This is a genomic window from Frankia sp. R43, assembly GCF_001306465.1.
GTDB classification, from domain to species: Bacteria; Actinomycetota; Actinomycetes; order Frankiales; family Frankiaceae; genus Parafrankia; species Parafrankia irregularis.
The window spans coordinates 618,994-641,813 of the sequence record NZ_LFCW01000004.1 but is presented as its reverse complement, the minus strand read 5'-3'; the positions used below and the strand labels follow the sequence as shown (position 1 = coordinate 641,813).

23 protein-coding genes are annotated in these 22,820 nt (G+C 70.7%); 13 read left to right on the top strand and 10 right to left on the bottom strand.

Features of this window, described 5'->3' with window-relative positions; all coding sequences use genetic code 11:
• Nucleotides 1-59: 59 nt before the first annotated feature.
• Complete coding sequence (locus ACG83_RS20025) at nt 60-440, top strand: hypothetical protein (protein WP_152991448.1); 381 nt, start codon at nt 60-62, stop codon at nt 438-440.
• Between the two features lie 155 nt (nt 441-595).
• Nucleotides 596-811, top strand: coding sequence for a hypothetical protein (locus ACG83_RS44330; RefSeq protein ID WP_152991446.1), 216 nt, complete (start codon nt 596-598; stop codon nt 809-811).
• Nucleotides 812-1,007: 196 nt separating this feature from the next.
• Here the strand turns inward: ACG83_RS44330 and ACG83_RS20020 are convergent, their stop codons facing one another.
• Nucleotides 1,008-1,559 (bottom strand): hypothetical protein, encoded by a 552-nt coding sequence (locus tag ACG83_RS20020; RefSeq protein WP_054567724.1) that lies wholly within the window; start codon nt 1,557-1,559, stop codon nt 1,008-1,010.
• 378 nt (nt 1,560-1,937) lie between these two features.
• Here ACG83_RS20020 and ACG83_RS20015 point away from each other — a divergent pair, with 378 nt between their 5' ends.
• The 3 genes from ACG83_RS20015 to ACG83_RS20005 all read left to right on the top strand — a co-directional run bounded on the left by ACG83_RS20015 (nt 1,938) and on the right by ACG83_RS20005 (nt 4,037).
• Nucleotides 1,938-2,648: a cyclopropane-fatty-acyl-phospholipid synthase family protein gene (locus ACG83_RS20015; RefSeq protein ID WP_200931343.1), complete on the top strand. Its 711-nt coding sequence runs from the start codon at nt 1,938-1,940 to the stop codon at nt 2,646-2,648.
• A gap of 103 nt (nt 2,649-2,751) precedes the next feature.
• Nucleotides 2,752-3,444 carry an NADPH-dependent F420 reductase gene (locus ACG83_RS20010; RefSeq protein ID WP_054567722.1) on the top strand — a complete coding sequence of 231 codons (693 nt, stop codon included), beginning with the start codon at nt 2,752-2,754 and terminating at the stop codon, nt 3,442-3,444.
• 107 nt (nt 3,445-3,551) lie between these two features.
• A complete protein-coding gene (locus tag ACG83_RS20005) occupies nt 3,552-4,037 on the top strand; it encodes a hypothetical protein (RefSeq protein ID WP_054567721.1) in 486 nt (161 codons plus the stop codon).
• A gap of 795 nt (nt 4,038-4,832) precedes the next feature.
• On the opposite strand, the gene ACG83_RS20000 is transcribed toward ACG83_RS20005, so the two are convergent.
• Nucleotides 4,833-5,141, bottom strand: a complete 309-nt coding sequence (locus tag ACG83_RS20000; protein ID WP_054567720.1) for a HypC/HybG/HupF family hydrogenase formation chaperone — start codon at nt 5,139-5,141, stop codon at nt 4,833-4,835.
• Nucleotides 5,142-5,416: 275 nt separating this feature from the next.
• Here ACG83_RS20000 and ACG83_RS19995 point away from each other — a divergent pair, with 275 nt between their 5' ends.
• From ACG83_RS19995 to ACG83_RS19975, 5 genes are read left to right on the top strand one after another with little or no spacing between them, the layout of a single operon-like run.
• Nucleotides 5,417-6,592 (top strand): hydrogenase small subunit, encoded by a 1,176-nt coding sequence (locus ACG83_RS19995; RefSeq protein WP_054567719.1) that lies wholly within the window; start codon nt 5,417-5,419, stop codon nt 6,590-6,592.
• Nucleotides 6,589-8,310: a nickel-dependent hydrogenase large subunit gene (locus ACG83_RS19990; protein ID WP_054567718.1), complete on the top strand. Its 1,722-nt coding sequence runs from the start codon at nt 6,589-6,591 to the stop codon at nt 8,308-8,310. The genes ACG83_RS19995 and ACG83_RS19990 overlap by 4 nt, the downstream gene beginning before the upstream one ends.
• A complete protein-coding gene (locus ACG83_RS19985; protein ID WP_235498032.1) occupies nt 8,307-9,146 on the top strand; it encodes a cytochrome b/b6 domain-containing protein in 840 nt (279 codons plus the stop codon). Before ACG83_RS19990 ends, ACG83_RS19985 begins: the two co-directional genes overlap by 4 nt.
• Nucleotides 9,143-9,697 (top strand): HyaD/HybD family hydrogenase maturation endopeptidase, encoded by a 555-nt coding sequence (locus ACG83_RS19980; protein WP_054567717.1) that lies wholly within the window; start codon nt 9,143-9,145, stop codon nt 9,695-9,697. The genes ACG83_RS19985 and ACG83_RS19980 overlap by 4 nt, the downstream gene beginning before the upstream one ends.
• Nucleotides 9,690-10,010: a hydrogenase/urease maturation nickel metallochaperone HypA gene (locus ACG83_RS19975; RefSeq protein ID WP_006544188.1), complete on the top strand. Its 321-nt coding sequence runs from the start codon at nt 9,690-9,692 to the stop codon at nt 10,008-10,010. The genes ACG83_RS19980 and ACG83_RS19975 overlap by 8 nt, the downstream gene beginning before the upstream one ends.
• 84 nt (nt 10,011-10,094) lie before the next feature.
• Here ACG83_RS19975 and ACG83_RS19970 read toward each other — a convergent pair whose 3' ends face one another.
• The 3 genes from ACG83_RS19970 to ACG83_RS19960 form a co-directional block, all read right to left on the bottom strand.
• Nucleotides 10,095-10,931: a GNAT family N-acetyltransferase gene (locus ACG83_RS19970; protein WP_198955453.1), complete on the bottom strand. Its 837-nt coding sequence runs from the start codon at nt 10,929-10,931 to the stop codon at nt 10,095-10,097.
• Between the two features lie 67 nt (nt 10,932-10,998).
• Entirely contained in the window at nt 10,999-12,024 is a 1,026-nt protein-coding gene (locus ACG83_RS19965) for an ADP-ribosylglycohydrolase family protein (protein WP_054567716.1), read from the bottom strand.
• A gap of 56 nt (nt 12,025-12,080) precedes the next feature.
• Nucleotides 12,081-13,118: an alpha/beta fold hydrolase gene (locus ACG83_RS19960; protein ID WP_054567931.1), complete on the bottom strand. Its 1,038-nt coding sequence runs from the start codon at nt 13,116-13,118 to the stop codon at nt 12,081-12,083.
• Between the two features lie 128 nt (nt 13,119-13,246).
• Between ACG83_RS19960 and ACG83_RS19955 the strand changes: the two genes are divergently transcribed.
• Nucleotides 13,247-13,924 carry a TetR/AcrR family transcriptional regulator gene (locus ACG83_RS19955; protein ID WP_054567715.1) on the top strand — a complete coding sequence of 226 codons (678 nt, stop codon included), beginning with the start codon at nt 13,247-13,249 and terminating at the stop codon, nt 13,922-13,924.
• Nucleotides 13,925-13,954: 30 nt separating this feature from the next.
• On the opposite strand, the gene ACG83_RS19950 is transcribed toward ACG83_RS19955, so the two are convergent.
• Both ACG83_RS19950 and ACG83_RS19945 read right to left on the bottom strand, forming a co-directional pair.
• Complete coding sequence (locus tag ACG83_RS19950) at nt 13,955-15,445, bottom strand: DHA2 family efflux MFS transporter permease subunit (protein WP_054567714.1); 1,491 nt, start codon at nt 15,443-15,445, stop codon at nt 13,955-13,957.
• A gap of 163 nt (nt 15,446-15,608) precedes the next feature.
• Entirely contained in the window at nt 15,609-16,316 is a 708-nt protein-coding gene (locus ACG83_RS19945; protein ID WP_054567713.1) for a TetR/AcrR family transcriptional regulator, read from the bottom strand.
• Nucleotides 16,317-16,454: 138 nt separating this feature from the next.
• On the opposite strand from ACG83_RS19945, the gene ACG83_RS19940 reads away from it, so the two are divergent.
• Entirely contained in the window at nt 16,455-18,182 is a 1,728-nt protein-coding gene (locus ACG83_RS19940) for an amidohydrolase family protein (protein WP_054567712.1), read from the top strand.
• 36 nt (nt 18,183-18,218) lie between these two features.
• On the top strand, nt 18,219-19,436 hold the full coding sequence (locus ACG83_RS19935) for an amidohydrolase family protein (protein ID WP_054567711.1): 1,218 nt from the start codon (nt 18,219-18,221) through the stop codon (nt 19,434-19,436).
• 12 nt (nt 19,437-19,448) lie between these two features.
• On the opposite strand, the gene ACG83_RS19930 is transcribed toward ACG83_RS19935, so the two are convergent.
• The 3 genes from ACG83_RS19930 to ACG83_RS19920 form a co-directional block, all read right to left on the bottom strand.
• Complete coding sequence (locus tag ACG83_RS19930; protein ID WP_054567710.1) at nt 19,449-20,087, bottom strand: TetR/AcrR family transcriptional regulator; 639 nt, start codon at nt 20,085-20,087, stop codon at nt 19,449-19,451.
• 16 nt (nt 20,088-20,103) lie between these two features.
• Nucleotides 20,104-21,105, bottom strand: coding sequence for an SDR family NAD(P)-dependent oxidoreductase (locus ACG83_RS19925; protein ID WP_054567709.1), 1,002 nt, complete (start codon nt 21,103-21,105; stop codon nt 20,104-20,106).
• A 143-nt stretch (nt 21,106-21,248) separates the two neighbouring features.
• Nucleotides 21,249-22,718, bottom strand: coding sequence for a tol-pal system YbgF family protein (locus tag ACG83_RS19920; protein ID WP_054567708.1), 1,470 nt, complete (start codon nt 22,716-22,718; stop codon nt 21,249-21,251).
• Nucleotides 22,719-22,820 lie beyond the last annotated feature (102 nt).

Sequence of the window (22,820 nt, the reverse complement as noted above, 5' to 3'; positions counted from 1 at the left end):
CTGCGGGAAATTGCGAACAATGTAGTTGTCCGTGTTCCCTTCCCGTAGGGTTCCTGGTGGTGAGAGTGACCGCGTTGAACGACACGGGCCAGACCAGCCAGATCCTGACGGTCTCGACGGGATCGGGGAAGCTTCAGGGAGTGTGGATGGGGAACTACCCGATGCGGGCAGGGGAGGAGGTGGACGTCGAACTCGAAATTCGGCGCCCCCGGTACTGGTCGGATCTCGTCCTGGAGGGGAGGCGGCGGAAGACGTTCGATGGTGCAGAAAACCTTGTTCGCGGGCGTATCGCCGAGGTCTTCGCGGATGGAACGGTAGTACTCAGGATTGGGACTTCCATCGTTCTGCTGGAGATGATCGACGATCCGCCCAGGGAGGCGGTTGGCACCTCCGTTCTCCTCCGCGCAGACGATCTGGAGTTCTATCCGACCGGGATATGAACCTCCTGCCACGACGGACGGGCCGCACGAGATGCCGACGTCGCCGGCAGGCATGAACTGCACCGGGTACGGCGGAGACCGGGGCGTTCGCCGGGTACTCGGTTTTCCTCGGCCAACTATCACGTTCCGCTGGCGCCGAACCTGTGAGGTGGGTCTTGGATGACGATCGAAGGGAGGCTCGGATCATCTCTGGTCCTCACGTTGGCCAGCGCATGATCGCCGCTCTCGACCCGAACGACTCGGTGATAGCAGTGTTTTTTGCAGAAATGAACGGCGATCTGGATTTTGTGGCGGACTACTGGTTCGAGACGTTCCGCGACCTGGAGGAAGCGATCGCCGAAAAGGGCTGGTTGGTCGAGTGGCTGCCGTAGGGCCGCGGAACTCGGTGGGAATCCTGAATCCAGATCGCGGCCATGCCAACCGGAGTCCCGGGAATTCTGCTGACGCCTGGGCGTCGGGTCAGGCCTGGGTTTTCTGATGGGGCAGTACAGCGGGAGACGGACACGCGACCGTCGGTCTCATGGGGGCGGGCTGGGCACCCGAAGATCAGGGACCGGGACTGAACGGTCACCGCTGGCCTCTGGCTCGTCGTGAACCGGCGGGGAGACTCCAGGTCAGATCGATCGACTCGTCCGGGCCCAGTGCCTGCCAGACAGCTCGCAGAACGTTCAGCCGGGCGACGGCTCGCACCGGCACGTCCGGTGGGAAGGACGGGGTGTCCGTGCGGTAGATCTGCCAGGCCGAGGCGATGTCCGCCGCGCTTGGCGGGGCATCTCGCTCGACCGCGTCGTGCACCGCACCGGCGACGATCTCCGCGAGCCGGATCTCACGTTGGTTGGCCCGCATCAGCTCGCGGGAACGCTGGCGGCTGTCATGGCGGAGCCGGCCGTCGACGACGGTCATGCTGCCGAACATCGCGCCGGCGGCGATGCTGCCCCAGACACCCCGGCTCAGCCTGAACTCCTGCTCGGCCACGAAATGCGCCAGGTCGTGGGGCACGCTGAAGGTCCGGTCATAGGAGTGCATCCGCAGCGACACTCCATCCAAGCGTTCGATGACGGCGACGGACCCGCCGTCGCCACCCTTCGGGCCGTCGACCCGGCGGAAACTCACACGCATCGTGTCAGCCTGAAGCCCAGCCGGCGGCCTGGCGAACCGTTTTCTCGCTGCGCCGCCCTGGCGCCGGACTGGACGGGGTGGTTCTGTCTTGGCTTGAGAGCAAGAAGTGAGGATTTCGGCTGCTGCGGAGCCCTTGGCGGGATCCCGAATTTCGGGCAACCGTTGCTGCCGGGCAAGAGTTGAGGATCCCGGTCGTCAGGACGACGAAAATGCCATGATCTTCGAGTGGCGGCGGGTCCAGTCGCGCCCCTGATCATCGAGACTGACGATCGTTGAGGTGATCCTGCCATATCGAACTCGCGCACCAGGTGCGAAAATGCAGGAGTGACAGCGGCATGGGTGCCAGGCGACTCCGCGAGCACCTTTGACGCTCGGAAGGTGTTCGACCGGGATTACCTCCACTTCTACGCCCCGCGGCTTACGGACCGGCGCAGCGACGCCGAGGCGCAGCTGATCTGGGAACTGCTCGGACTCGAACCCGGGATGGAAACACTCGATCTTGCCTGTGGGCAGGGGCGGATCGCCAATCGCCTGGCGGCTCGCGGGTGCCGGGTCACCGGCCTGGATACTGTGCCGCTGTTCCTCGAAGATGCACGCCGGGACGCCGTCGCGCGAGATGTCGCGGTCGACTACGTCGAGGGTGACATGCGTATGCTGCCCTGGGTGGAACGTTTCGATCGGGTGATCAGCTGGTCCACCTCGTTCGGCTACTTCGATGACACCGCCAACCGGCAGGTTCTCACTCAGGCCGCCAGGGCGCTCAAAACAGGCGGACTGATCGTCTTCGACCTCAACAACCGCGACTGGCTGGTCCGTGAGTTCCAACCGACCATCGTCGTCGAACGAGACGGCGACATGCTCATCGATCGCAACCGGCTCGAACCTCTGACCGGCAGAGTCGTGACCGAACGCATCGTGGTGCGCGAGGGAAGGATCCGCCGCCTCTCGTTCTTCGTCCGGCTCTTCACCTTCACCGAACTGCGCGACTGGCTGCTGGCCGCCGGATTCACCGACGTGGACGGATATGGGAACGACGGTGCACCCCTCTCCTCCGCATGCTCACGCCTCCTTGCCGTCGCGCGTCGCTGATCGCTGGGCACCTTCGACGCGACGGTGGGCTCCGTCCGTGGGCGGGCGATGTCGATCTTCCCGGTGCGGAATGTCGGGCGCGGGACCAGAGGTTGCCGTGAGTATGACGACCCTCGGACTGATCGGTAGCGGAAACATCGGCGGAACGTTGGCGAAACTTGCCATCTCGGCCGGGTATGACGTCGTTCTGAGTAATTCGCGCGGCCCGGAGACCCTGGCCGGCCTGGTGGCCGAACTCGGGCCGCGGGCCCGGGCGGCGACGTCCGCCGAGGCAGGCGCCGCCGGCGACCTGGTGGTGGTGACGGTGCCGCTGCGGGCCTACCTCGACGTCCCGGTCGAGCCGCTCGCCGGCAAGGTGGTCATCGACACCAACAACTACTATCCGGAGCGCGATGGCGTCATCCCTGTTCTCGAGGACGAGTCGACCACGACCAGCGAGCTGCTCCAGGCCCACCTGCCCACCTCGAAGGTGGTCAAGGCGTTCAACAACATCTACTTCAGGCATCTGCTGGAGCTCGCCCGGCCCACCGGCGCTCCGGACCGCGCGGCGCTGGCGATCGTCGGCGACGACCCGGCGGCGAAGGCGACGGTCACCGCGTTCCTCGACGCGATCGGCTACGACACGGTGGACGCGGGCCCTCTCGCCGAGGGCTGGCGCTACCAGCGTGACACCGCGGCCTACGGTCCTCTGTACGCCCCCAACGGCTTCGAGGCGAAGCCCGTGCCGGCCAACGCCGCCGCAGTCCGGGCCGCGCTCGCCGACGCCCGCCGGTACGCGGACCTCGCCAGCGGGTGAGCTCGCCGCCAGGCGCACCCTGAGGTGAACGTCTGGAGCCCGACAGGCCACCATGGCGGCATGCGAGTCATGGCGTTGCCCCGGCACCCCGGTTCCGGGAGCGTGTGATGTCGTCCGAGTTCCCGTCAGCAGGGCTGCCGCCGATCGGTCGTGCCATCGGGCGGGAGGTGACCGCGGCCTGCACGGCCGTCGTCGCGCAGGACCCGGACGCGCTGCACGCGGCCTGCGGCCGGCTGCGGGCGCTCGACGAGCCGCAGGTCCGGGACGTCCTGCACGGGCTGACGCTGGGGCTGATCGAGCAGGTGTTCCCCGACGGTCTCGACGCGGCCGACCTGCGCGCGCTGCTGGGCGATGTCCTGCGCCCAGCAGCGGCGTGGCTGCCGGGCCTGGCGGTCTACCCGGTCGCCGTCGTCGTCACCGGCGTGCTTTCGGTGCACGAGCCGGACGCTCCACCCATCGACGCCGAGGTGCTCCTCACGGCCTGTGCGGTGGTGGTCAGCCACCTGCTCGAACGGCTCGGCGCCCCACTCGACGCCGAGCTGGCCCGCGTCTTCGACGAGCTCCGCCAGGCGCAGACGATGGAGATGCCGTGACTCGGAGGGCACACCTCGGCCGGCGGCGCGGGCGGCGGGCGGGCGAGGTCCGCTGAGCGTCGGCCCGCTCGCGCGCTCGCGCGCTATGTCGGATCCGTGCGCCATTTCCGCGTGGCGGTCCGCAGCGGACGGACCAGGTGTTGCAGGCATGGGTGACATCAGTGTCTGAAACTAGAATCCTCCACATCCACGAGATGAGCCGGGGAGTCGTGCGGGCCCGGGTAATGGCCCCATGGCCCCGCGCTGTGCGCCTACCGCCCTCGACAGCGCTCTCCAGGCGCGACGTGACGACACAGGTCAAGGGCTGACCTGGGACCCGTCCCGTCCGGCCTGAACAGCGCTTTCGCGGCCCCCAGCGGCGCCTGTCGTCCATCGGACGGTCCTGTGTCGGCAAGCTTGCCGGGCCCCGGCGAGCATCGCCGTCGCGGCGGATAAAGAGCTCTTGGTGCCTCTTCCGGAAACCGGGCATCCAGACCTTGACGCCCTTCGCCGAGGAAGGGTGTCAACACCCCTCGGGCGCGAGAAACAATCGGCCCCTTAGTCGTCAGGACGCGACAGACGCGCCCGCACCAAAAGCTGACCAGAACCGTCGGAAATCGCGAAAGTCGACTGCGTGAAGTGACGGCGTGGCTGGGCGGGGCGGTGTTGCAGAGCGGCGTCGAGAGGCGGACGTGCCGAGCAGCGGGACCAGCAGTGCGGGCTGGTCGGTATGGGGGCGCTCGGCGTGGGAACTGGTCACCGCCCCGATGCTGTGCCTGTGCCTGTGTCGGGGCTGGCTAGCGCCCGTGGCCCCGGTCAGGTGGTCGCCGGGCCGCGGCTCGGTTCATGCCGGGGCGGTCGCACCGGGTCGTCCAGGGGAGCGAGCTCGTCCTGGAGGACGTCGCCGAGGGAGCGCAGCAGCTCCAGGGTGCGGTGCGCCTCGGCCTCGTCGACCAGGCTGATGGCGAAGCCGACGTGCACGATGACGTACGCGCCGATCGCCGCGTCGTCGGCGACGTAGGCCAGGCAGACCTCGCGGGTGATCCCGCCGAAGTCGACGGTGCCCATGAGCAGGCCGGCGACGTCGGTCGTCGCGACGATGCGGCCAGGTATCCCGAGGCACACGGCGCCGTGGTCCCCTTCCGGTGCTAGGCCGGATGCCGGTACGAACCGGGATTCCGGGTGAGGGGTTCGGCGGATTTCGAGGCAGCGGCGCTGGTCTGCCGTCCTGCAGTGCATTTTCCGGACCGTTTTCGGCACCGGCAAGGGACGTCTGGCCCGCCCATTCGGCTCTGATGGACTCCCGCGCCCACCCGCTTCGGTTCCTGCGCCGTTGCGTAGCGCTCACTAACGTCCACTCGAGGAGTTTGTGGACGTACCCGGGGCGGGAGGCACCCGAATTGACGAGCGAATCCGGCCGGCCGTTGTCCGCGCGGCTCGCGGGCGCTGGGGTCGACCGACGGTCGTTCCTGAAGTTCTGCGCCGGTATCACCGCGACGCTCGCGTTGCCGGCCCAGCTGGCTCCCCGGGTCGCCTACGCGTTGGACCAGGCCGACCCGCTTCCGGTGATCTGGCTGGAGTTCCAGGACTGCGCCGGTGACACCGAGGCTTTCCTGCGCTCACGTAACCCCACGGTGGGTGATCTCATCCTCGGCATGATTTCGCTGGACTACCACGAAACGGTGATGTCCGCCGCCGGTGAGGCCGCGGAGAAGGCCCGCGACGACACGGTGGCACGCGGCGGCCATCTGGTCGTCGTCGAGGGATCCATCCCGCTGGGAATTCCCGGTTCGTGCACCGTGGGTGGCCAGTCGGCGGAGAACATCCTGCGGGACGCGGTCCGCGGCGCGGCCGGCATCATCAACGTCGGTACCTGCGCGGCCTTCGGTGGGATCCCGGCTGCCGGGCCCAACCCGACCGGTGCGGTGCGGGTCGAGGACGTCGTCGGCGGCGTGCCGGTGGTGAACCTCACCGGCTGCCCCGTCAACGCGGACAACCTGACCGCCACCATCGTGCATTACCTGACCTTCGGCGAGTTCCCCGAGCTCGATGGTTTCAGCCGGCCTCGGTTCGCATACGGGGAGCGTATCCACGACACCTGCCAGCGGCGCGGCCATTTCGATGCCGGCCAGTTCGCCGAGAAGTGGGGCGACGAGGGCCACCGTAACGGCTGGTGCCTGTACCGGCTGGGCTGTAAGGGCCCGAGTACCTTCCACAACTGCCCGAGCGTCCGGTTCAATGGCGGGACGTCCTGGCCGGTGGCGGCCGGGCACGGGTGTGTGGGGTGTTCGGAGCCGGGTTTCTGGGACACCATGTCCCCGTTCTACGACCGGCTGCCGCATGTGGCGACGTCCGGTTTCGACCTCACCGCCGACCAGATCGGTATCGGTGTACTGGCGGCGACGGCGACGGGCTTCGCCTCGCACGGCGTCGGAAAGGTAGTCCAGCACAAGGTGGCCGCGCGCCGGGAGAAACGGGCCGCGGCGGAGCTCGCCGAAAGAGCTGACAGCGAAGAAGCCGAAAACGGGAATGCAAGCGCGGGTGCCGGTGGCGAAGAGACGGGCGAAACGAGATGAGTCGGCTTGTCATCGACCCGGTGACCCGGGTGGAGGGCCACCTGCGGGTCGAGGTGCAGGTGGACGGAGGCCAGGTCACCGAGGCGTACGCGTCCTCGACGATGTGGCGGGGGATCGAGACGATCCTGACCGGGCGCGACCCGCGCGACGCCTGGCTGTTCGCGCAGCGGATCTGCGGGGTGTGCACCACGGTGCACGCGCTGGCGTCGGTGCGGGCGGTGGAGGACGCCGTCGGCGCTGTTCCGCCGCGCAACGCCCGGCTACTGCGGGACATCATCGCCGCGTCACTGTCCGTCCATGACCACGTGGTGCACTTCTACCACCTGCAGGCACTGGACTGGGTCGACCCGACCTCGGCGCTGAAGGCCGACCCGGCGGCCGCCGCGGCACTCGCGCAGTCGATCTCCAACTACCCGCGCTCGACCGCGGGCCTGTTCGCCGCCGTGCAGACCCGGCTCAGGGCGTTCCTGGCGAGCGGGAAGATCGGCCCGTTCACCAACGGCTACTGGGGGCACCCGGCCTACCGGCTCAGCCCCGAGCTGAACCTGATCGCGTTCAGCCACTACCTCGACGCGCTCGACTTCCAGCGTGACTACGTCCGGGTGCACGCCCTGCTCGGCGGGAAGAACCCGCACCCGCAGACCTACGTGGTCGGCGGCATGGCGTCCCCCATCGACCTGAACAGCCAGGACGCGATCAACGACAACACGCTGCAGGAGATCACCCAGATCCTGCAGCGCGGCGTCGACTTCGTCGAGCAGGTCTTCCTGCCCGACCTGGAGGCGATCGCCGCCGCCTACCCCGAGTGGACGACCTACGGCCGGGGGCTGGGCTCCTACATGGTGTTCGGCGACTACTCGCCGTCCCCGCCGCGCATCGCCCGGCCGCCCCGGGACGGGCTGTTCCCCGGCGGGGTCATCCGCAACGGGAACCTCGCCGCGGTGGAGCCGTTCGACCCCTCGGGCATCGCCGAGTCGGTCGCCCACTCGTGGTTCCGCTACGAGAAGTCCGACGCCGCTGGGCTGCCCCCGTGGCTGGGGGAGACCGAGCCGCACTACACCGGCCCGGAGCCGCCGTTCGAGGAACTGGACGTCGCCGGGAAGTACACCTGGCTGAAGGCGCCGCGCTACCAGGGCATCGCCGTCGAGGTAGGCCCGCTGGCCCGGCTGCTCGTCGGCTACGGCACCGGAGACGCCCGGCTGCGCCCGATCGTCCAGGGGGCGCTGGACCGGTTGCACCTGCCGCCGGAGGCGCTGATGTCGACCCTCGGCCGGGTGCTGGCCCGAGGCCTGGAGACCCAGCTGATGGCTCGGCACGCCCTCGATCTCGTCGCCGAGCTGCGGGACAACGTGGGCGGCGGCGACCTGGCAATCGCCGACACCGGCCGGTGGCGCCCGACGTCCTGGCCGGACGGCACGCTGCACGGCGTCGGCTTCCACGAGGCTCCCCGGGGCGCGCTGTCGCACTGGGTCGTCATCGAGAACGACCGCATCCGCAACTACCAGGCGGTGGTGCCGACCACCTGGAACGCCAGCCCCCGCGACGCCGCAGGCAACCCCGGCGCGTACGAGGCCGCCCTGGTCGGCACCCCCGTCGCCGACCCGCACCGGCCGCTGGAGGTGCTGCGGACCCTGCACTCGTTCGACCCGTGCATGGCCTGCGCCGCACATCTCTACGACATCGACGGCCGCGACATCATCGAGGTGCGGGTCCAGTGACCGCCCCCGCCCCCACCGGCGCCGGGGCGAAGAAGGACGTCGGGAGCAGGAAGGCCGTCGAGAACGGCAAGGACGGCCACGGCCACGGCGACGGCGACGGCCACGGCGACGTCGCAGGCGCGGACAGGGGCGGGGCGCCGGAGTTCGTCCGGGTGCGGGTCTGGGACCTGCCCGTCCGGCTGATCCACTGGCTGCTCGTGCTGGACCTCGTCGTCCTGTCCGCCACCGGTTTCCTCATCGGGACCCCGGCCATCGACCCGGGCGGCCACACCTACTGGATGTCGTGGACGAGGAACATCCACAAGGTCACCGCGTACCTCTTCATCGCGCTGATCCTCAGCCGCCTCGTCTGGCACCTGCGCTCGCCGAACCCCTGGTCGCGGTGGACGGAGTGGATTCCCGCCAGCCGGGAGCGGATCGGCCAGATCGTGCCGTCGGTGCGGTTCTACACGTTCCTCACCCGTGAGGCGCCTCCGGTCGTCGGCCACAACCCGCTTGCCGGCCTCACCTACTGCGTGCTCTACACGATGTTCGGTGTCGAGATCGTCACCGGCCTGGTGCTGTGGGGTGTCGAGGGCAACGGCTGGGCGTCCTGGCTCACCGGCTGGCTGCTCCACGTGGTCCCGCTGCCGACGATCCGCCTCGTCCACCATCTGATCATGTGGCTGACCTGGGGCTTCATGATCCACCACCTGTACAGCGCGATCCTCGTCGACCGGGTGGAGGGCACCGGGGTGCTCAGCTCGATCTTCTCCGGCAACAAGTTCCTGCCGAAGGAGCACATGAAAGGCCACGAGAAGGACCACGAGAAGGACCCTGTAGAGGACTACCAGTGACGGCGTCGGCCGCTCCCCGTGAGCCCACCTCCGTGGACGTCCTGCGCCAGCCGCCGCCCGACGGCCAGATGGACGCGCCCGTCCTGGTGTTGGGCATCGGCAACGAGCTGCTCGGCGACGACGGCGTCGGCGTCGTCGCCGCCCGCCAACTACAGCAGCCGGCGATCCCCGCCGTCGACGTCCTCGACGGCGGGACCCTCGGTCTGATGCTCATGCCCTACCTGGCCGGCCGGCACGCGGTGCTCATCATCGACGCCGTGTCCACCGAGCACGGCCGGCCCGGCGACGTCGTCGTCCTCGCCGACGGGGACGTCCGCCGCGGCCACGGCGTGCGTGCCACCGCCCACGACATCGGCCTCGTCGACGCGCTGGCCGCCACCGAGCTCGCCGGCTGCGCGCCGCGGCACGTCGCGCTGGTGGGCATCGTGCCCGAGTCCATCACCGACCGCTGGGGCCTCAGCGCCCTGATCGACTCGCGACTGGACGTCCTGGTCGCGGTCGCCCGTTCCGTTCTGACCACGTGGAAGGTGGAGGTTCCCGGACATGCATGAGGCAGGACTGGCCCGCGCCGCGGTCACCGCCATCATCGAGGCGAGTGAAGGGGCTCCGGTGCGCACCGTGGTCCTCGCCGCGGCCACCGGGGTCGACATCGCCTCGGCCACCGCCGCCTGGCAGGCCGCCGCGGCCGGCACCAGCCTGGAGACCACCGACCTGTGCTGGCAGCGCGCCGCCGACCGGCTGCGCTGCTTCGCCTGCGGGCACGAGTACGACGGCGCCCGGCTCGATCCCTGCACCGCCTGCGGCGGCAACGGCCTCGTCGTCGCCCCGGCCGACGAACTGGCCGTGATCAGCTGGACGCACTGAGTATGCCCGGGCGTCGGGCTTGGCGGGCTTGTTCCCGAGCCCGACGCGGAATCCAGGCGTACCAGCCGGACCGGCCCACGGAGCTCAGCGGTGGAGCAGCTCGGACGCGCTGCCCACCTGCTGGGCTCCGATTCCGAGCAGCAGCGCGTTGGCCGGCTTGTTGTAGTCGTCGACCTCGGCGGTCACCGAGTCGACGCCGGCGCGGTGCAGCGAGCCCAGCAACTCGGCCAGCATCGCCCGAGCCAGGCCCTGGCGGCGCCGCGCCGTCCGGACGGCGACAAGCCCCAGGCGGGACCGGCGGGGCACCCGGGCGACCCGGGCGAGTCCGAGATACTCCCCGTCCTGCGCCGCGACGACATAGTCCGCGGGGTCAATGACGCCAACCGTTCCGTCCGGCCGGGTGCGTAGTTCCACCGGCATGGACTGCCACCCGGCGGCAGCGTCCACTTCGGCGCGTACCACCCGATCGAGCTCCGACAGCGGCGCCTCCGCGGCCTGCCCCAAGGGTAGGATTTCGATCCCGGATGGCGCCCGAATCTGGTCCAGCCTGGTGATCTGCGGGTCGGTGGCGACCGCGTACACGCGTTCCTGGCGGTAGGTCACGAAGCCCGCGTCGCGCCAGCGGGCGCGCGCCTCCACGTCCTCGTCGTCCACCAGCGTGTAGACGATCTCCGGTAGCTCGGTGAGCATCGTGGCCACCAGCGGCTGGAAGACCCTGTCCTGCCAGGCGTCGACGCCCAGGAACAGCCGGCCGTCCGGTCGGCGCAGGGCTTCGCCCCGCCCCACGACGAGATCGTTCTCCAACGCGTGCCAGTGACGGTCCTCGACGACTCGGCTGATCACGACGGCGTCGTTGTTCACCCCGGCGATGTTAGACCGACCCGATCGGCGAGCCATCCCGCGCAGCACCACCAACCGCATGGATCAGCTCGAAAGTCACCATCAGATCCGCAGGCGGCCTCGGGACGTACTTCTGAACAGGCACTGCCTAGCCCGGACGCACTGAGCCGGACACCCGGCGCAGGGTGTGCAGGGCGGGTGCGAGTTCGGCGATCTCCGTCGCGTACTCCAGGCGGTCCGCCCAGCGGTGCGGCACGGCGCCGACACCGTCGCGTGCACCCAGCAGGCCGCCGGCTATGGCGCCGGTGGTGTCGGAGTCGTCGCCGCGGTTGACCACGTCGACGAGCAGTTCCTCCAGCGACGCGGGCTGCTGGATCGCCCAGACGGCCACGGCGAGCGAATGCACGACGTACCCGGTGGTCGGCAGCTCGGTGAGCCCGACGGTGGCAGGGGTGGCAAGGGCTGCGACAACCTCGCCTGTGCCTGTGCCTGTGCCTGTGCCTGTGCCTGTGCCTGTGCCTGCTGCCGCGCCCACCGCCTCGCGGGCGCTCGGGGCCGTGACTGCGCCCAGGGCTGTGGCGGCGTCGCGGCCGGATCGCAGCGCCGCGCCGACCGGCGCGCCGTCGACCAGCGCCGAGACGATCGCGGTGTAGGCGACACATGCCTGCACGCAGCGTGGATCGGCGTGCGTGACCGCGCTGATCTCGGCCGCCTCTCGCGAGCACAGCTCGGGTTCGACGCGGGCGAGACCGGTCGCCAGCGCCCGCATGAGGCTGCCGTTGCCCGCGCCACCGCCCCCGGCTGCGGCGGTAGCGGCGGCGCCGGCCGTCAACGGGTCCTCGCCGGCGGCGATGCGCCGCAGGGACGCGGCTGTCATACCGCCGATGTCGCGGGGCCGGCCGTCGTACCAGCGCATGATGTGTTCGACGACGGCACCGAGCTGGTAGCCGCCGGAGCCGGCGTAGGCCCGCGCCACCGCGATCGTCAGGTCGGTGTCGTCGGTGCCCTGGCCGGGCCGCCAGCCGAACGGTCCGCCGCCCGTGATCTCGGTGTGCACCCCGTGCCGGCGGCGGATCTCACCCGGGCTCATGAACTCCAGTGTGGCGCCGAGCGCGTCACCGGCGGCCAGCCCGAGCAGCGCACCGTGCACGCGCTCCAGCGCGGTGATGGTCATCGTCGGGACGCTACTCCGACCGGGGAGTATGCCGGAACGGTTCCGCCGCAGTCGCATCAGACCTGGTCGGGTACCGGCTCGGGACCTCCCGGCGGGCGCGGCGCCGCCAGCCGGCCGAAGTGTCCGTCGACGGCGGCGAGCCAGGCCAGCGGGCGGCTGGCGTGCGGGCTGTGGTCGGCACCGACGATCACGGCCAGCCGTCCGGCCGGGATGGCCCGGGCCAGGGTTGCCGCCGACGCGCGCAGCGTCGCATCGTGCTCGCCGACGATGACCGTCGTCGGGCAACCGATCTCGCCGAGCCGGTCGACCATCGACGGGTACTCGCCGAGCTCCCGGCCGAACGCCACCAGCGCGTCCGGATCCAGCTGGTCGAAACCGGCGAGCTGGCGGTCGGCGACACTGCCGCCGGCCTCGACCGCGTGCGCCGTGTCATCGACGATCGCCAGCCCGTCCGCCCTGCCTGCGGCTGGGCGGTCCGCGGCCAGGCTGTCCGCGGCCAGCCTGTCCGCGGCCCAGACGCCGGCGGCCGGGGCACTGTCAGCCGCCGGCACTGGTTCGCGTGCGGCGTGGACGGCATGCGCCACCGTCGCCGCGCCTTCCAGCAACGCCGCGACGACTCGCCGGGCGACTGGGCCGGTCGCGGCGGCCGGTGCGGCGGCCGTGTCGACGAGTACCAGCGAACGCACCCGGTCGGGATGCTCCAGGGCGCACCGCAGCGCGACGACTCCGCCCATCGAATGGCCGACCAGATCGACGGCGGTCAGGCCGAGCGCGTCCAGCAGCGTGACGAGGTCGGCGAGCAGCAGGTCGAACGTGTAGGACGAACGCCTGTCGGCACGGTCGCTGGCGCCATGACCGCGCTGGTCGTAGGCGATCACCCGGCGGGCCGTGGCGAGGTCCGGCGCGACCCGCGCCCAGTCGGCGGTCGTCCCCGCGATGCCGTGCACCAGCACGGTCGGCGGGCTGTTCGGGCCGTTCGGGGCGTGCGGGCCGTTCGGACGGGCGGCGGCTGGGCGCAGATCCTCGATGTGCAGCTCGACCCCGGCCGCCACCTCGACGCGCCGGACCACCGGTTCGATTGCCGGCTCGACCATTCCGGTCACCTCTCGCCCTCCTCGGCAGCCCGGCGCCGCGGACGCGGTCGGCTGCCGGTGCGTGCAACCAGCGGTGGATCGATCCATTGTCAGGTGGCTGGTGACCCACGTCCGGGTAATGTGGCCGGGTGGGCAGGGCGAAGGTCGCGGACGCGGCTGGAGGTGCCAGCACCCGGGGGAGGATCGACAAGCGTCAGGCGATCCTCGACGCAGCCTTCGTCGTCTTCGCACGTGAGGGCTACGCCCAGGCCAGCATCGATCTGATCGCCGCCGAGGCGGGCGTGGCCAAGCCGACGATCTACAACCATCTGGCGGGCAAGGAGAACCTCTTCCGGCACGCGATGGCGGCGGCGGCGGACAGGACGACCGCCAGGACCCTCACTGCCGTCAGCCGGCTCACCGCCGACGTCCCCGACCTGCATCTGGCCTTCGTCGAGGTCGGCCGCGCGCTGCTGGACTGCTACTGCTCGGCGGACTCCTGGGCACTGCGCCGCCTGTTGCACGCCGAGATCGTCCGTTTCCCGGACCTGTTCGACCTGGTCGGTGCGAGCGGGCCGGGGCAGGTGGCCCAGGCTGTGGCGGATCGGCTGGCCCGGCTCGCGCTCGCCGGCCGGCTGCGGCTCACGGACCCGGTCGAGGCGGGTGAACAGTTCGTCGCGCTGCTCACCGGCCCCGTCGCCGGTCGCAGTGCGCTGGGCACCCTGCCGTTCGACGACGTCCAGCGGCAGGCCGCGGCGCACAGCGCGACCGTCACGTTCCTGCGGGCTTTCGGCGCGGAACCGACCGAGCCGACGGGTGCCGCGTAGAGCTGCTCGCACGGCGATCCGCCGCCGCGTTCAGGCCGTGGGGGACACCGGCTCGGGGCCGGCGGGGGTCGCGGTCGTGTCCGCGGCCGCGGCGGTCCCCGCAGTCGCGGGGCGGCCGGGCAGCAGGAAGCCGGCGGCGAACACGACGAGACCGGCGGCGACGGGCCACCAGAACGCGTTGCCGAAGGAGCCGACCGTCGGCGTGGCGTGCGCTCCTCCGCCCTGCAGGATCAGCGCGACCACCGCCACTCCCAGGGAGGCACCGATCTGGTTGAGGATGAACACCGCACCGGTCGCGCCGGCGACCGCGTCCACCGGGACGGTGCGGTACACCGAGCTCATGGTGGGCGCGCCGACCAGTCCGAGGCCGAGGCCGACGGCGAGCTGGGCCGGTGTCAGCAGCGCCTGCGAAGTGCCCGCGTCGGAGCGGGTGAACGCCAGCGCGCCCAGGGCCACCAGCAACGCGCCGGTGGGAACGAGCAGCCGGGCCCCGATGCGGTCGGCGAGGTTGCCGGCGAGCGGCATCCCGATCATGGCGCCGACACCGAGCGGGGCGACCAGCAGGCCGGAGGTCAGCACCGCGTGCCCATGCACCTGCTGGTAGTACAGCGGGAGCAGGAACAGCAGCGCGAACAGGCCTCCGCCGACGAGAAGCATGATGGTGACGCTGGCGGTGAAGCCCCTGTTCACGAACAGCCGCAGGTCGAGCAGCGGAGTGGCGGCCGTGCGCAGGGCGTGGGCGACGTAGCCGGCGAACAGCGTGGCGCCGAGCAGCAGGCCGACCAGCACGGGGGCGCCGCGGAAACCGTCGCTGCCCGCGCGGGACAGCGCGAACACGATCGCGGCGAAGCCGGGGCACAGCAGGAGCACGCCGAGCGTGTCGAGGGGCGCGGCCGCGTCGCCGCGCGGCGGATCGGCGGGCAGCACCAGGACGGCGAGCACGATCGCGGCCACCGCGAACGGGACGTTCAGCAGGAACATCCACTGCCAGGACAGGTTCTCCAGCAGCAGGCCGCCGACGATCGGCCCCAGCACCGGCCCGAGCGTGATCGGGATGGAGATCAGGCCCATCACCCGCCCGATGCGGGCCGGGCCGGCCGCGCCGGCCACCACCGTCATCATGACCGGGTCGATGGTTCCGCCGCCGAGGCCCTGCAGGATGCGGAACGCGATCAGGCTCGGTGCGTTCCAGGCCACCGCGCACAGCAGGGAGCCGGCGAGGAACAGCGACAGGCCGAGCAGCCACAGGCGCCGGGCGCCGAACCGCGCCATCGCCCAGCCGGTGAGCGGGATGGCGAGCGCCACCGAGAGCAGATAGCCGGTGGTGACCCCTTCGATCGTGCCCAGCGAGGCGTCGAACTCGCCGGCCAGGGTGCTGATCCCGACGTTGACGATCGTCGCGTCGAGGTAGGACAACATCGCGCCGACTACCATCACCCCGACCAGGATCAGCAGGCCGGAGTCCAGCCGCGGCGGCCCGCCCTCCGCCGGCTTCGGCCCCACCGTCGAAGCTCCCGCCATCGAGTCCTCCGATGAAATCGCTCGTTCTCCAAAGTGAACCGAGCGGTTCAAAGTGATGGGTTGGACGGTAACACGCGGGCATGGTGGCAGGACGGTCGGCCCGGTACCGGCTCGGTATCGAGCGGGTGCGCCGTGCCGGCCGCCTACATGTGGCGTCGCCGCGTCAGGCGCTGCTCGGATCCGATGGGCGCGGGCTCGCGAAGATCGAGGTGATCCAGACCTGGCAGGCCTCGCGGGCCTGGCTCGTGTCGATCAGGTCCGCGTCGACGAGGAGGCTGGCCGCGAGGCCACGCACCAGGCCCTGCAGCAGGATCGCCCCGGTGGCCGGGTCCAGGTCCGCCCGGACCGAGCCGTCGCGCTGGCCCTGCTCGATCAGCATGGCCCAGCCGTCGCGGCTGCGCCGGTCGGCGTCGGTCATGCCCCGTACCGAGGCCTCGGTCGGGAAGGTCGCTCCCCACATGACGATCAGGGCGCGGTCGGCGCTGGTGGGGTTCTCGAACCGCTCGACGTACGTGTCGACCGTCGTGCGCAGCAGGTCGAGGCCGGGAGTGTCGGCGACCCGGCGCCCGCCCCGGGTCGCCGCGGCCACCATCGCGTCGTCGATGTGGTTCTGAGCCCGCTGCGCGAGCCGGGCGACCAGCTCGTCCTTCGAGCCGAAGTAGTGGTTCGGCAGGCCCCGGCTGGTCCCGGCACGGCTGCCGATCCGGGCCAGCGACGCGCCTTCCACGCCGCGCTCGGCGACGAGGTCCGCGGCCGCGTCGAGCAGGGCCTCCTCGGACTCGTTGCGCCGTTCGACCTGCGTCCGACGTGGCTCGACCTGGCTCCGGCGCGGCTGGACCTGCGCCCGATGCCCGGGGGTGGCCGAGTTCATGAACGGCAGCGTACTTGTCCGTTGTCTGAACGTCGCCGTCCCGCGCGACACTTGTTGAACGCTCAGCAAGGATGTTAGCTTGCTCGGACCTGGTGGGCGGTTCCCGGGGCGATCCCGGGTGGTGCTGGAGGCGTGCAGATGGCCTTATACGACATCGTGATCAAAGGTGGCACCGTCATCGACGGGCTGCGCACGCCTCGCTACCGGGCCGACGTCGCGATCAAGGACGGCCGGATCGCCCAGATCGGGGTCATCAGCGCCACCGACGGCGCCGAGGTCGTCGACGCCACCGGAAAGATCGTCGCCCCGGGCATCGTCGACATCCACACCCACTACGACAGCCAGCTGTTCTGGGATCCGTGGGCGACGATGTCGGGCTGGCACGGCGTCACCACGGTGCTGATCGGGAACTGCGGCTTCGGTTTCGCGCCGTGCCGGCCCGAGGACCAGGACCGCACCATGCTCAGCCTCTCCCGCAACGAGGCGGTGCCGGTCAAGACGATGCGCGCCGGGATGCCGTGGGACTGGGTCACCTACCCCGAGTTCCTCGACAGCATCGACCGGACGCCCAAGGGCGTGAACGTGATGTCGCTGGTGCCCCTGGCGCCGCTCTACACGTACGTCGTCGGTGTCGACAAGGCCAAGGAGCTGCGGGCGTCCGACGACGAGCTGGACCGGATGTGCCAGCTCCTGATCGAGGGGATGGAGGCCGGCGGCTGCGGCTGGAGCTCGCAGATCGCCGGTGACCTGTTCAACGTCCAGCTCGACTACGACGGCACGCCCATGGTCACCGACATGATGACCGAGCGTGAGGTCGTCGCCTTCTCTCGGGCGCTGCGCCGGATCGGCCGGGGCACCACGCAGATCACCGGCCAGCTGGAGACCGCGGCGCTCATCGCCCGCGAGAGCGGCCGCCCGATCATCTGGAACGCGCTGGCGCCCACCGGTTCGGTGAACCAGCACGGCGAGTCGCAGTTCCCCCACCTGGCCACCATCGCCCGGCTCAACGAGCTGAACGAGTCCGAGGGCCTGCGGGTCTTCGCCTCGGCGCAGATCGTGCGCTTCCAGTCCGAGATCGTCCTGGAGAACTACAACCTCATGGACATCTTCCCGGCCTGGAAGGAGGCCGGGCTCGGCACCCTCGAGGAGAAGATCGCCAAGTTCGCCGACCCGGCGCGGCGGCCGGCACTGCGTGCGGCGGTCGACGAGCTGGGCGGCGGCTTCGGGGCCGCCGGCTACCCGCTGGCGGAGATCACGGTGAACTGGATCACCAGCGACGCCCGGGACGCGCTGGCGCTCAAGGAGCGTTACGAGGGCTTCACCATCGGCGAGATCGCGGCCCGGGAGGGCAAGCACCTGGCCGACGCCATGCTCGACATCGCCGTCGCCGGTGACCTCAACGTGGGCTTCGGCACGACCATGATCGACATGGACACCCAGGCCGTCCGCGAGGTGGCGTCCTGCGCGGTGGCGCTGCCCGGCATCAGCGACGGCGGCGCGCACACCAAGTTCGTCACCACCGCCCGGTTCGGCACCGAGCTGCTCGGCCACTGGGTCCGCGAGCACGAGATCATGTCGCTGGAGGAGGCGCACTGGCGGCTGTCCGCCTACCCCGCGATGGCCGTCGGGCTGCGTGACCGCGGGTCGATCGCCGAGGGCCGCCCGGCCGACGTCATCGTCTACGACCCCGACACCGTCGACGCGCTGCCGCAGGAGCGGCTGTTCGACTACCCGGCCGGCGAATGGCGGCTGGTGCAGAAGGCCGTCGGCTACGACCGGATCATCGTGAACGGCCGCACGACCTTCGTCGACGGAGTGTGCACGGACGACACGCCCGGCCAGCTGCTGCGGCACGGCACCGCCTGACAACGGAACAGACCAGAGCGCACGAGGGGCGGCACGATGAACGAGTTAGGCGCGCGAACTCCGCGGCTGTTCGATGCGGACAACCACTACTGGGAGACGTCCGACGCGTTCACGCGCCATCGCGACCCGCGGTTCGCCGACCGCGGCGTCCAGATCAGGGAAGTCGACGGGGCGCTGCGCTACCTGGTCGACGGGGTGCGGACCGAATGGCTGCCCGGCCCGGCCGACGTGCACCCGCGGCCACTGCCCGGGGCGTTCCTGGAGTACTTCCAGGGCGGCACCAGCCGGGACGTCTTCCTGGCCGGTTTCACCGAGAGCGCCGCGGACCATCCGGACTGGTTCGAACGCGATGCCCGGCTGGCCGTGATGGATACCCAGGGCGTCGAGTCCACCTGGATGTTCCCATCCCAGGGGGTGGTGATCGAGCCGCTGTTGCACACCGACCCGGAGGCGGCGATCGAGTGCTACCGCGCCTTCAACCGGTGGGTCGAGGAACAGTGGGGATTCGCCTACCGGGATCGCATCTTCGGCGTTCCGTACATCACCATGTGCGACCCGGACGAGACGGTGCGGGAGCTGCGGTGGTGCCTTGACCACGGTGCCCGGGTGGTGAACATCCGCCACGGCGCCGCCGTCACCCGCGACGGCAACCGGTCACCAGCCGACCCGATGTTCGACCGGTTCTGGCATCTCGCCGCGGAGGCCGGCATCGTCGTCGCCACGCACGACGGCTCGGACGAGACCTACAACCGGGTCAACGAGCTGATGGGCGAGGCATGGGGTGAGATCCACATGGCCGGCATCGCGCCCGGTGACACGCAGCGCCTCGGCCAGTCGTCGACCTTCTCCGGGCTCACCAAGCACCGGACGGTCCACGACTTCGCCTACGTCCTGGTGGCGCACCGGCTTTTCGAACGATTCCCGAAGCTGAAGGTCGCGTTCATCGAGAACGGCTGCGCCTGGGTACCGTCACTGCTGCTTGCGCTCGACTACCTGGCGCACGGCGGCGGATTCACGACCAGCCCGCGCGACCAGTTCATCGAGCACTGCTGGGTGGCGCCGTTCGTCGAGGAGGACGTCCACGACCTGGCGAAGTTCCTGCCGGTGGAGCGGATCCTGTTCGGTTCCGACTGGCCGCACGGTGAGGGTTTCCCGGCGCCGAAGGACTTCCTCGCCAACGTCGCCGGCTTCACCGCCGCCGAACAACAGCGAATCATGTACGACAACGCGCGGGAGCTCACCTTCGGGCGCTGAGCGGATCCGGGCTCACGAGTTCGGGCCGCGCAGCGACTGCCAGACCCGCTCAGGCAGCAGCTCGGCCGCGACGTCGAGGTCGCTGCGAGCACCCGCACCCGCCTCCGTCGGAGCAGCCGTGCCCGTGCTCGTCGCCAGCCAACGGCGGGAAAGCTCGGCGGGCGGGCCGATCAGCAGCATCTCGATCAGGAGGTCCGGCAGGTCCACGATCCGTCCGGCGCCCGTGTGCGGGCGCAGCCAGGCGAGCAGGCGGTCGATGCGCACGGCCTTGTTGCGGGCGAAGTGCTGGGCCTGTTCGGGTGTCCTCGGCGCGAATCCGGAAAGGTGGATGACGCGGGCGGCCGCCGGCTCGTCGTGGACGAAACCGAGGTAGTCGGTGACGGCGGCACGGATGCCGGCTGCCGCGCCGTCGGCCTGCTCGACGGCGGGCACGAGGCGGTCGAGCAGCCGCATCATGCACCGTTCGTAGAGCGCGGCCGCCAGGCCGTCGAAGGTGCCGAAGTGGTGGTAGAGGCTGCCGAGGCTGACCCCGCTCGCCGCGGTGACCGCGGCGACGGTGAATCCGCCGGCGTCTCGGCTCGCGAACACGTCGAGTGCCGCGGTGAGCAGGCGTTCGACGGTTTCCTCGCCGCGCGGTTGTCTGGGTGCCATGGCTGGCCCGAGGATCTCACATGGCCGCCGGGTAGGCCGCTGGGTCGTCGCGGACCCCGGTCAGCTCCGCGGCCTGCACCCACAACCGCCGGGCGAGCGCGGTGTCGTCGAGGGGCGACGCCAGCGGCATCTCCTGGCCGATCTCGAAGTAGCGCCCGGTGACAGTGCCGAGATCCTGCCCGCCATTGACGACGGGCGCGGTGCCGGCGCCCGCCTCCGTGTCGAGCGCCAGCCGGGTAATGGGCGGCGCCGCCTGTTCCACCGGGGTCCAGAACCGTTTCGCCGTCTTCAGGAGAAGGCCGAGCGGGCCGCGCCGGTCGCCGAGCCCGGTGCGGATGACGCCCGGGTGCACGGCGTTGATCCGGATGCCGGTGCCCGCGTCCTGCCAGCGGCGGGCGAACGGCGCGACGAGCGCGAGGTTGCAGGCCTTGGTGATGGCATAGGTGCGGATCGGGTGGAAGTCCTCACCCCGCGGGGTCCGGTCGAGGTCGATCCGTGCCTTCACGTAGAGACCGGCGCTGACCTGAACCACCCGCGCTCGGCTGGCGGCGAGGCGCTCCTGGAGCAGGTGGTTGAGCAGGAACGGCGCGAGATGGTTCGTGGCGAACGCCTGCTCCAGCCCGTCGGCGTTGAGGATGCGGGAGGCAGGCCAGATGCCCGCGTTGTGGATCAGGATCTCCAGGTTGGGGCAGGCGTCCAGCACGGCGGCGGCGGTGGCGCGCACCCCGGCGACGTCCGAAAGATCGCCGACGACCAGGCCGACCCGGGGCAGCTCCGCGTCGCGCCCGGCAGCGGCGCCCCCAGAGCCCCCAGCGCCCCCGGTGCCGCGGGCGTTCCGGGCCCGCCAGTCGGCGTCGAGCTGAGCCCGGGCCTGTTCGCCGCGCGCGGGATCGCGGGCGACGAGAACCACCCGCACGCCCGCATGCAGGAGCTGGCTCGCCACCGCGAGGCCGATCCCGCGGTTGCCGCCGGTCACCACCGCGGTGGCCGTGAACGCCGCCGCTTCGTTGTCGCGCATGGTGGGACGCTAGCAAGATCTAGAAAATTTTTCTAGAAAAAAATTCTAATCGAAGGTCTGGGTGCAGGACGCCCCGCCACCGTCCCTGGAAGCAGGGCGATGGCGGGGCGGACGGGGGACTGGAACTGACGCCCCGGCCTGCCTCAGGGGCTGATCAGTGGTCTGAACGCGGCCTGGACATCGCCGTCGGACGGGGTGACGAACTTCTTCGTCCCGTAGCCGTAGATGAAGTACGGGCAGCTCGATCCGCTGATCTCCACCCGGGTGTCGCTGATGAGCTGGCCGGTCCGCAGGTCGTAGACGCGCACCGGCACCGCCTCCCGGTGGAACGTCACGTTCCCGACGTTCTCATACGGGCAGGTCCGGACCGCGGCACCGTACTCGGCATCGCCGGCGCAGATGACCCGGGTCGCGTCATTGACGTCGGTGGTCCGCCATTCCCCGGGCAGCTTGTCGACGTAGTCGGAGGCGCCGAAGAGCATGGCGCGGCCGGGCCCGCCGGTGCGGGCGGTCAGGTAGGGCGCCGGCGAGGAGCAGTACGCGGGCAGGCTGCCACTGCTCTGCGGGACCAGGGAGGCGCGGACCTGGTCCAGGTTCCGCTGCAGGTTCTCCAGCGCGATGGCCTGGTCGATCTGCGCCACCTTCTCCCGGGCCTGCCCGGCGAGCTGGTGGTTCGGGTACCGGTCGATCAGCGTCTGGTAGGTCGTCCGGGCGCCCGCCCGGTCCTGGGCCACCGTGTCGTCGCCGCAGTCGAGCAGTGCCTCGGGGGCCAGCCGGCGAACCACGTCGGCCGCCCTGCCCGCCGACTGTTTGTCGGGCAGATCGGTGGCCAGCCAGTCCAGGACGCGTACGGTGACGCACGGATCCCTGGTCGGCAGGCCGTCGAAGAACTGGTCCACCGTCGTCTGGACCATGCCCTGGTAGTCCGGTGACTGCGCGCGGATACTGACAAGTTCCTCGAAGCCGGCCTCCAGCATCTCCACCGAGCTCGACCCGGGGGTGCGCCCGGTGGTGAGCTTGGCGGCGGTGAGGTGTAGCGTCGCGCACGCCGTGACCATGTCCTCACCGTCGGAGCCGGGTGAGATGGCGACCATCCGGTGCGCCGGTGACACCCGGTCGAGCGCGGCCTCCACCCGCCCGCAGTCGCTGGCCTGACGGCCCTTGTCGACATCGTTGTCGATCCGCTCGACGTCGAGCCGCAGGAAGACCGCCGTCAGCAGCACCGGCAGCGCGGCCCCGAAGGCGACCGACCGCAGCCGCCACGACCGGCGTGGCCGCGGCCCGCCCGGCCTGGGCTGTGGCCCGGACCCGTCGGGTGACGCCTCGTGTCGGCGCCCACGCGGCCAGCCGCCGGCCAGGTACCAGCCGTGCGCGACGAGCGCCAGCCACCAGCCGAGCAGGACCAATGCGAACCACAGCACCTGCGCCGACGAGGCGAAGATGATGAGCAGCTCGGCCGTGACCAGCGTGGTGACGACGGCGAGGTTCCGGCGGCCCAGCATCAGGTAACCACCGCCGAGCAGCGCCGCATTGGCCAGCGCCACGGCGACCGGGTCGTGGGACCTTTCCGCCGGGGCCGGCGCCGGGGCGGGCGTCGGCTTGGCCTGAGGCATGGGTGGACGTCCTTTCTGTGTTTCTGTGCTCGTCGGTGTCTGCTGCTCGTCGGTGTCTGCTGTGCTTCGGTGTCTCGTGATCTCCGGCGTCGGGGGCCGCTG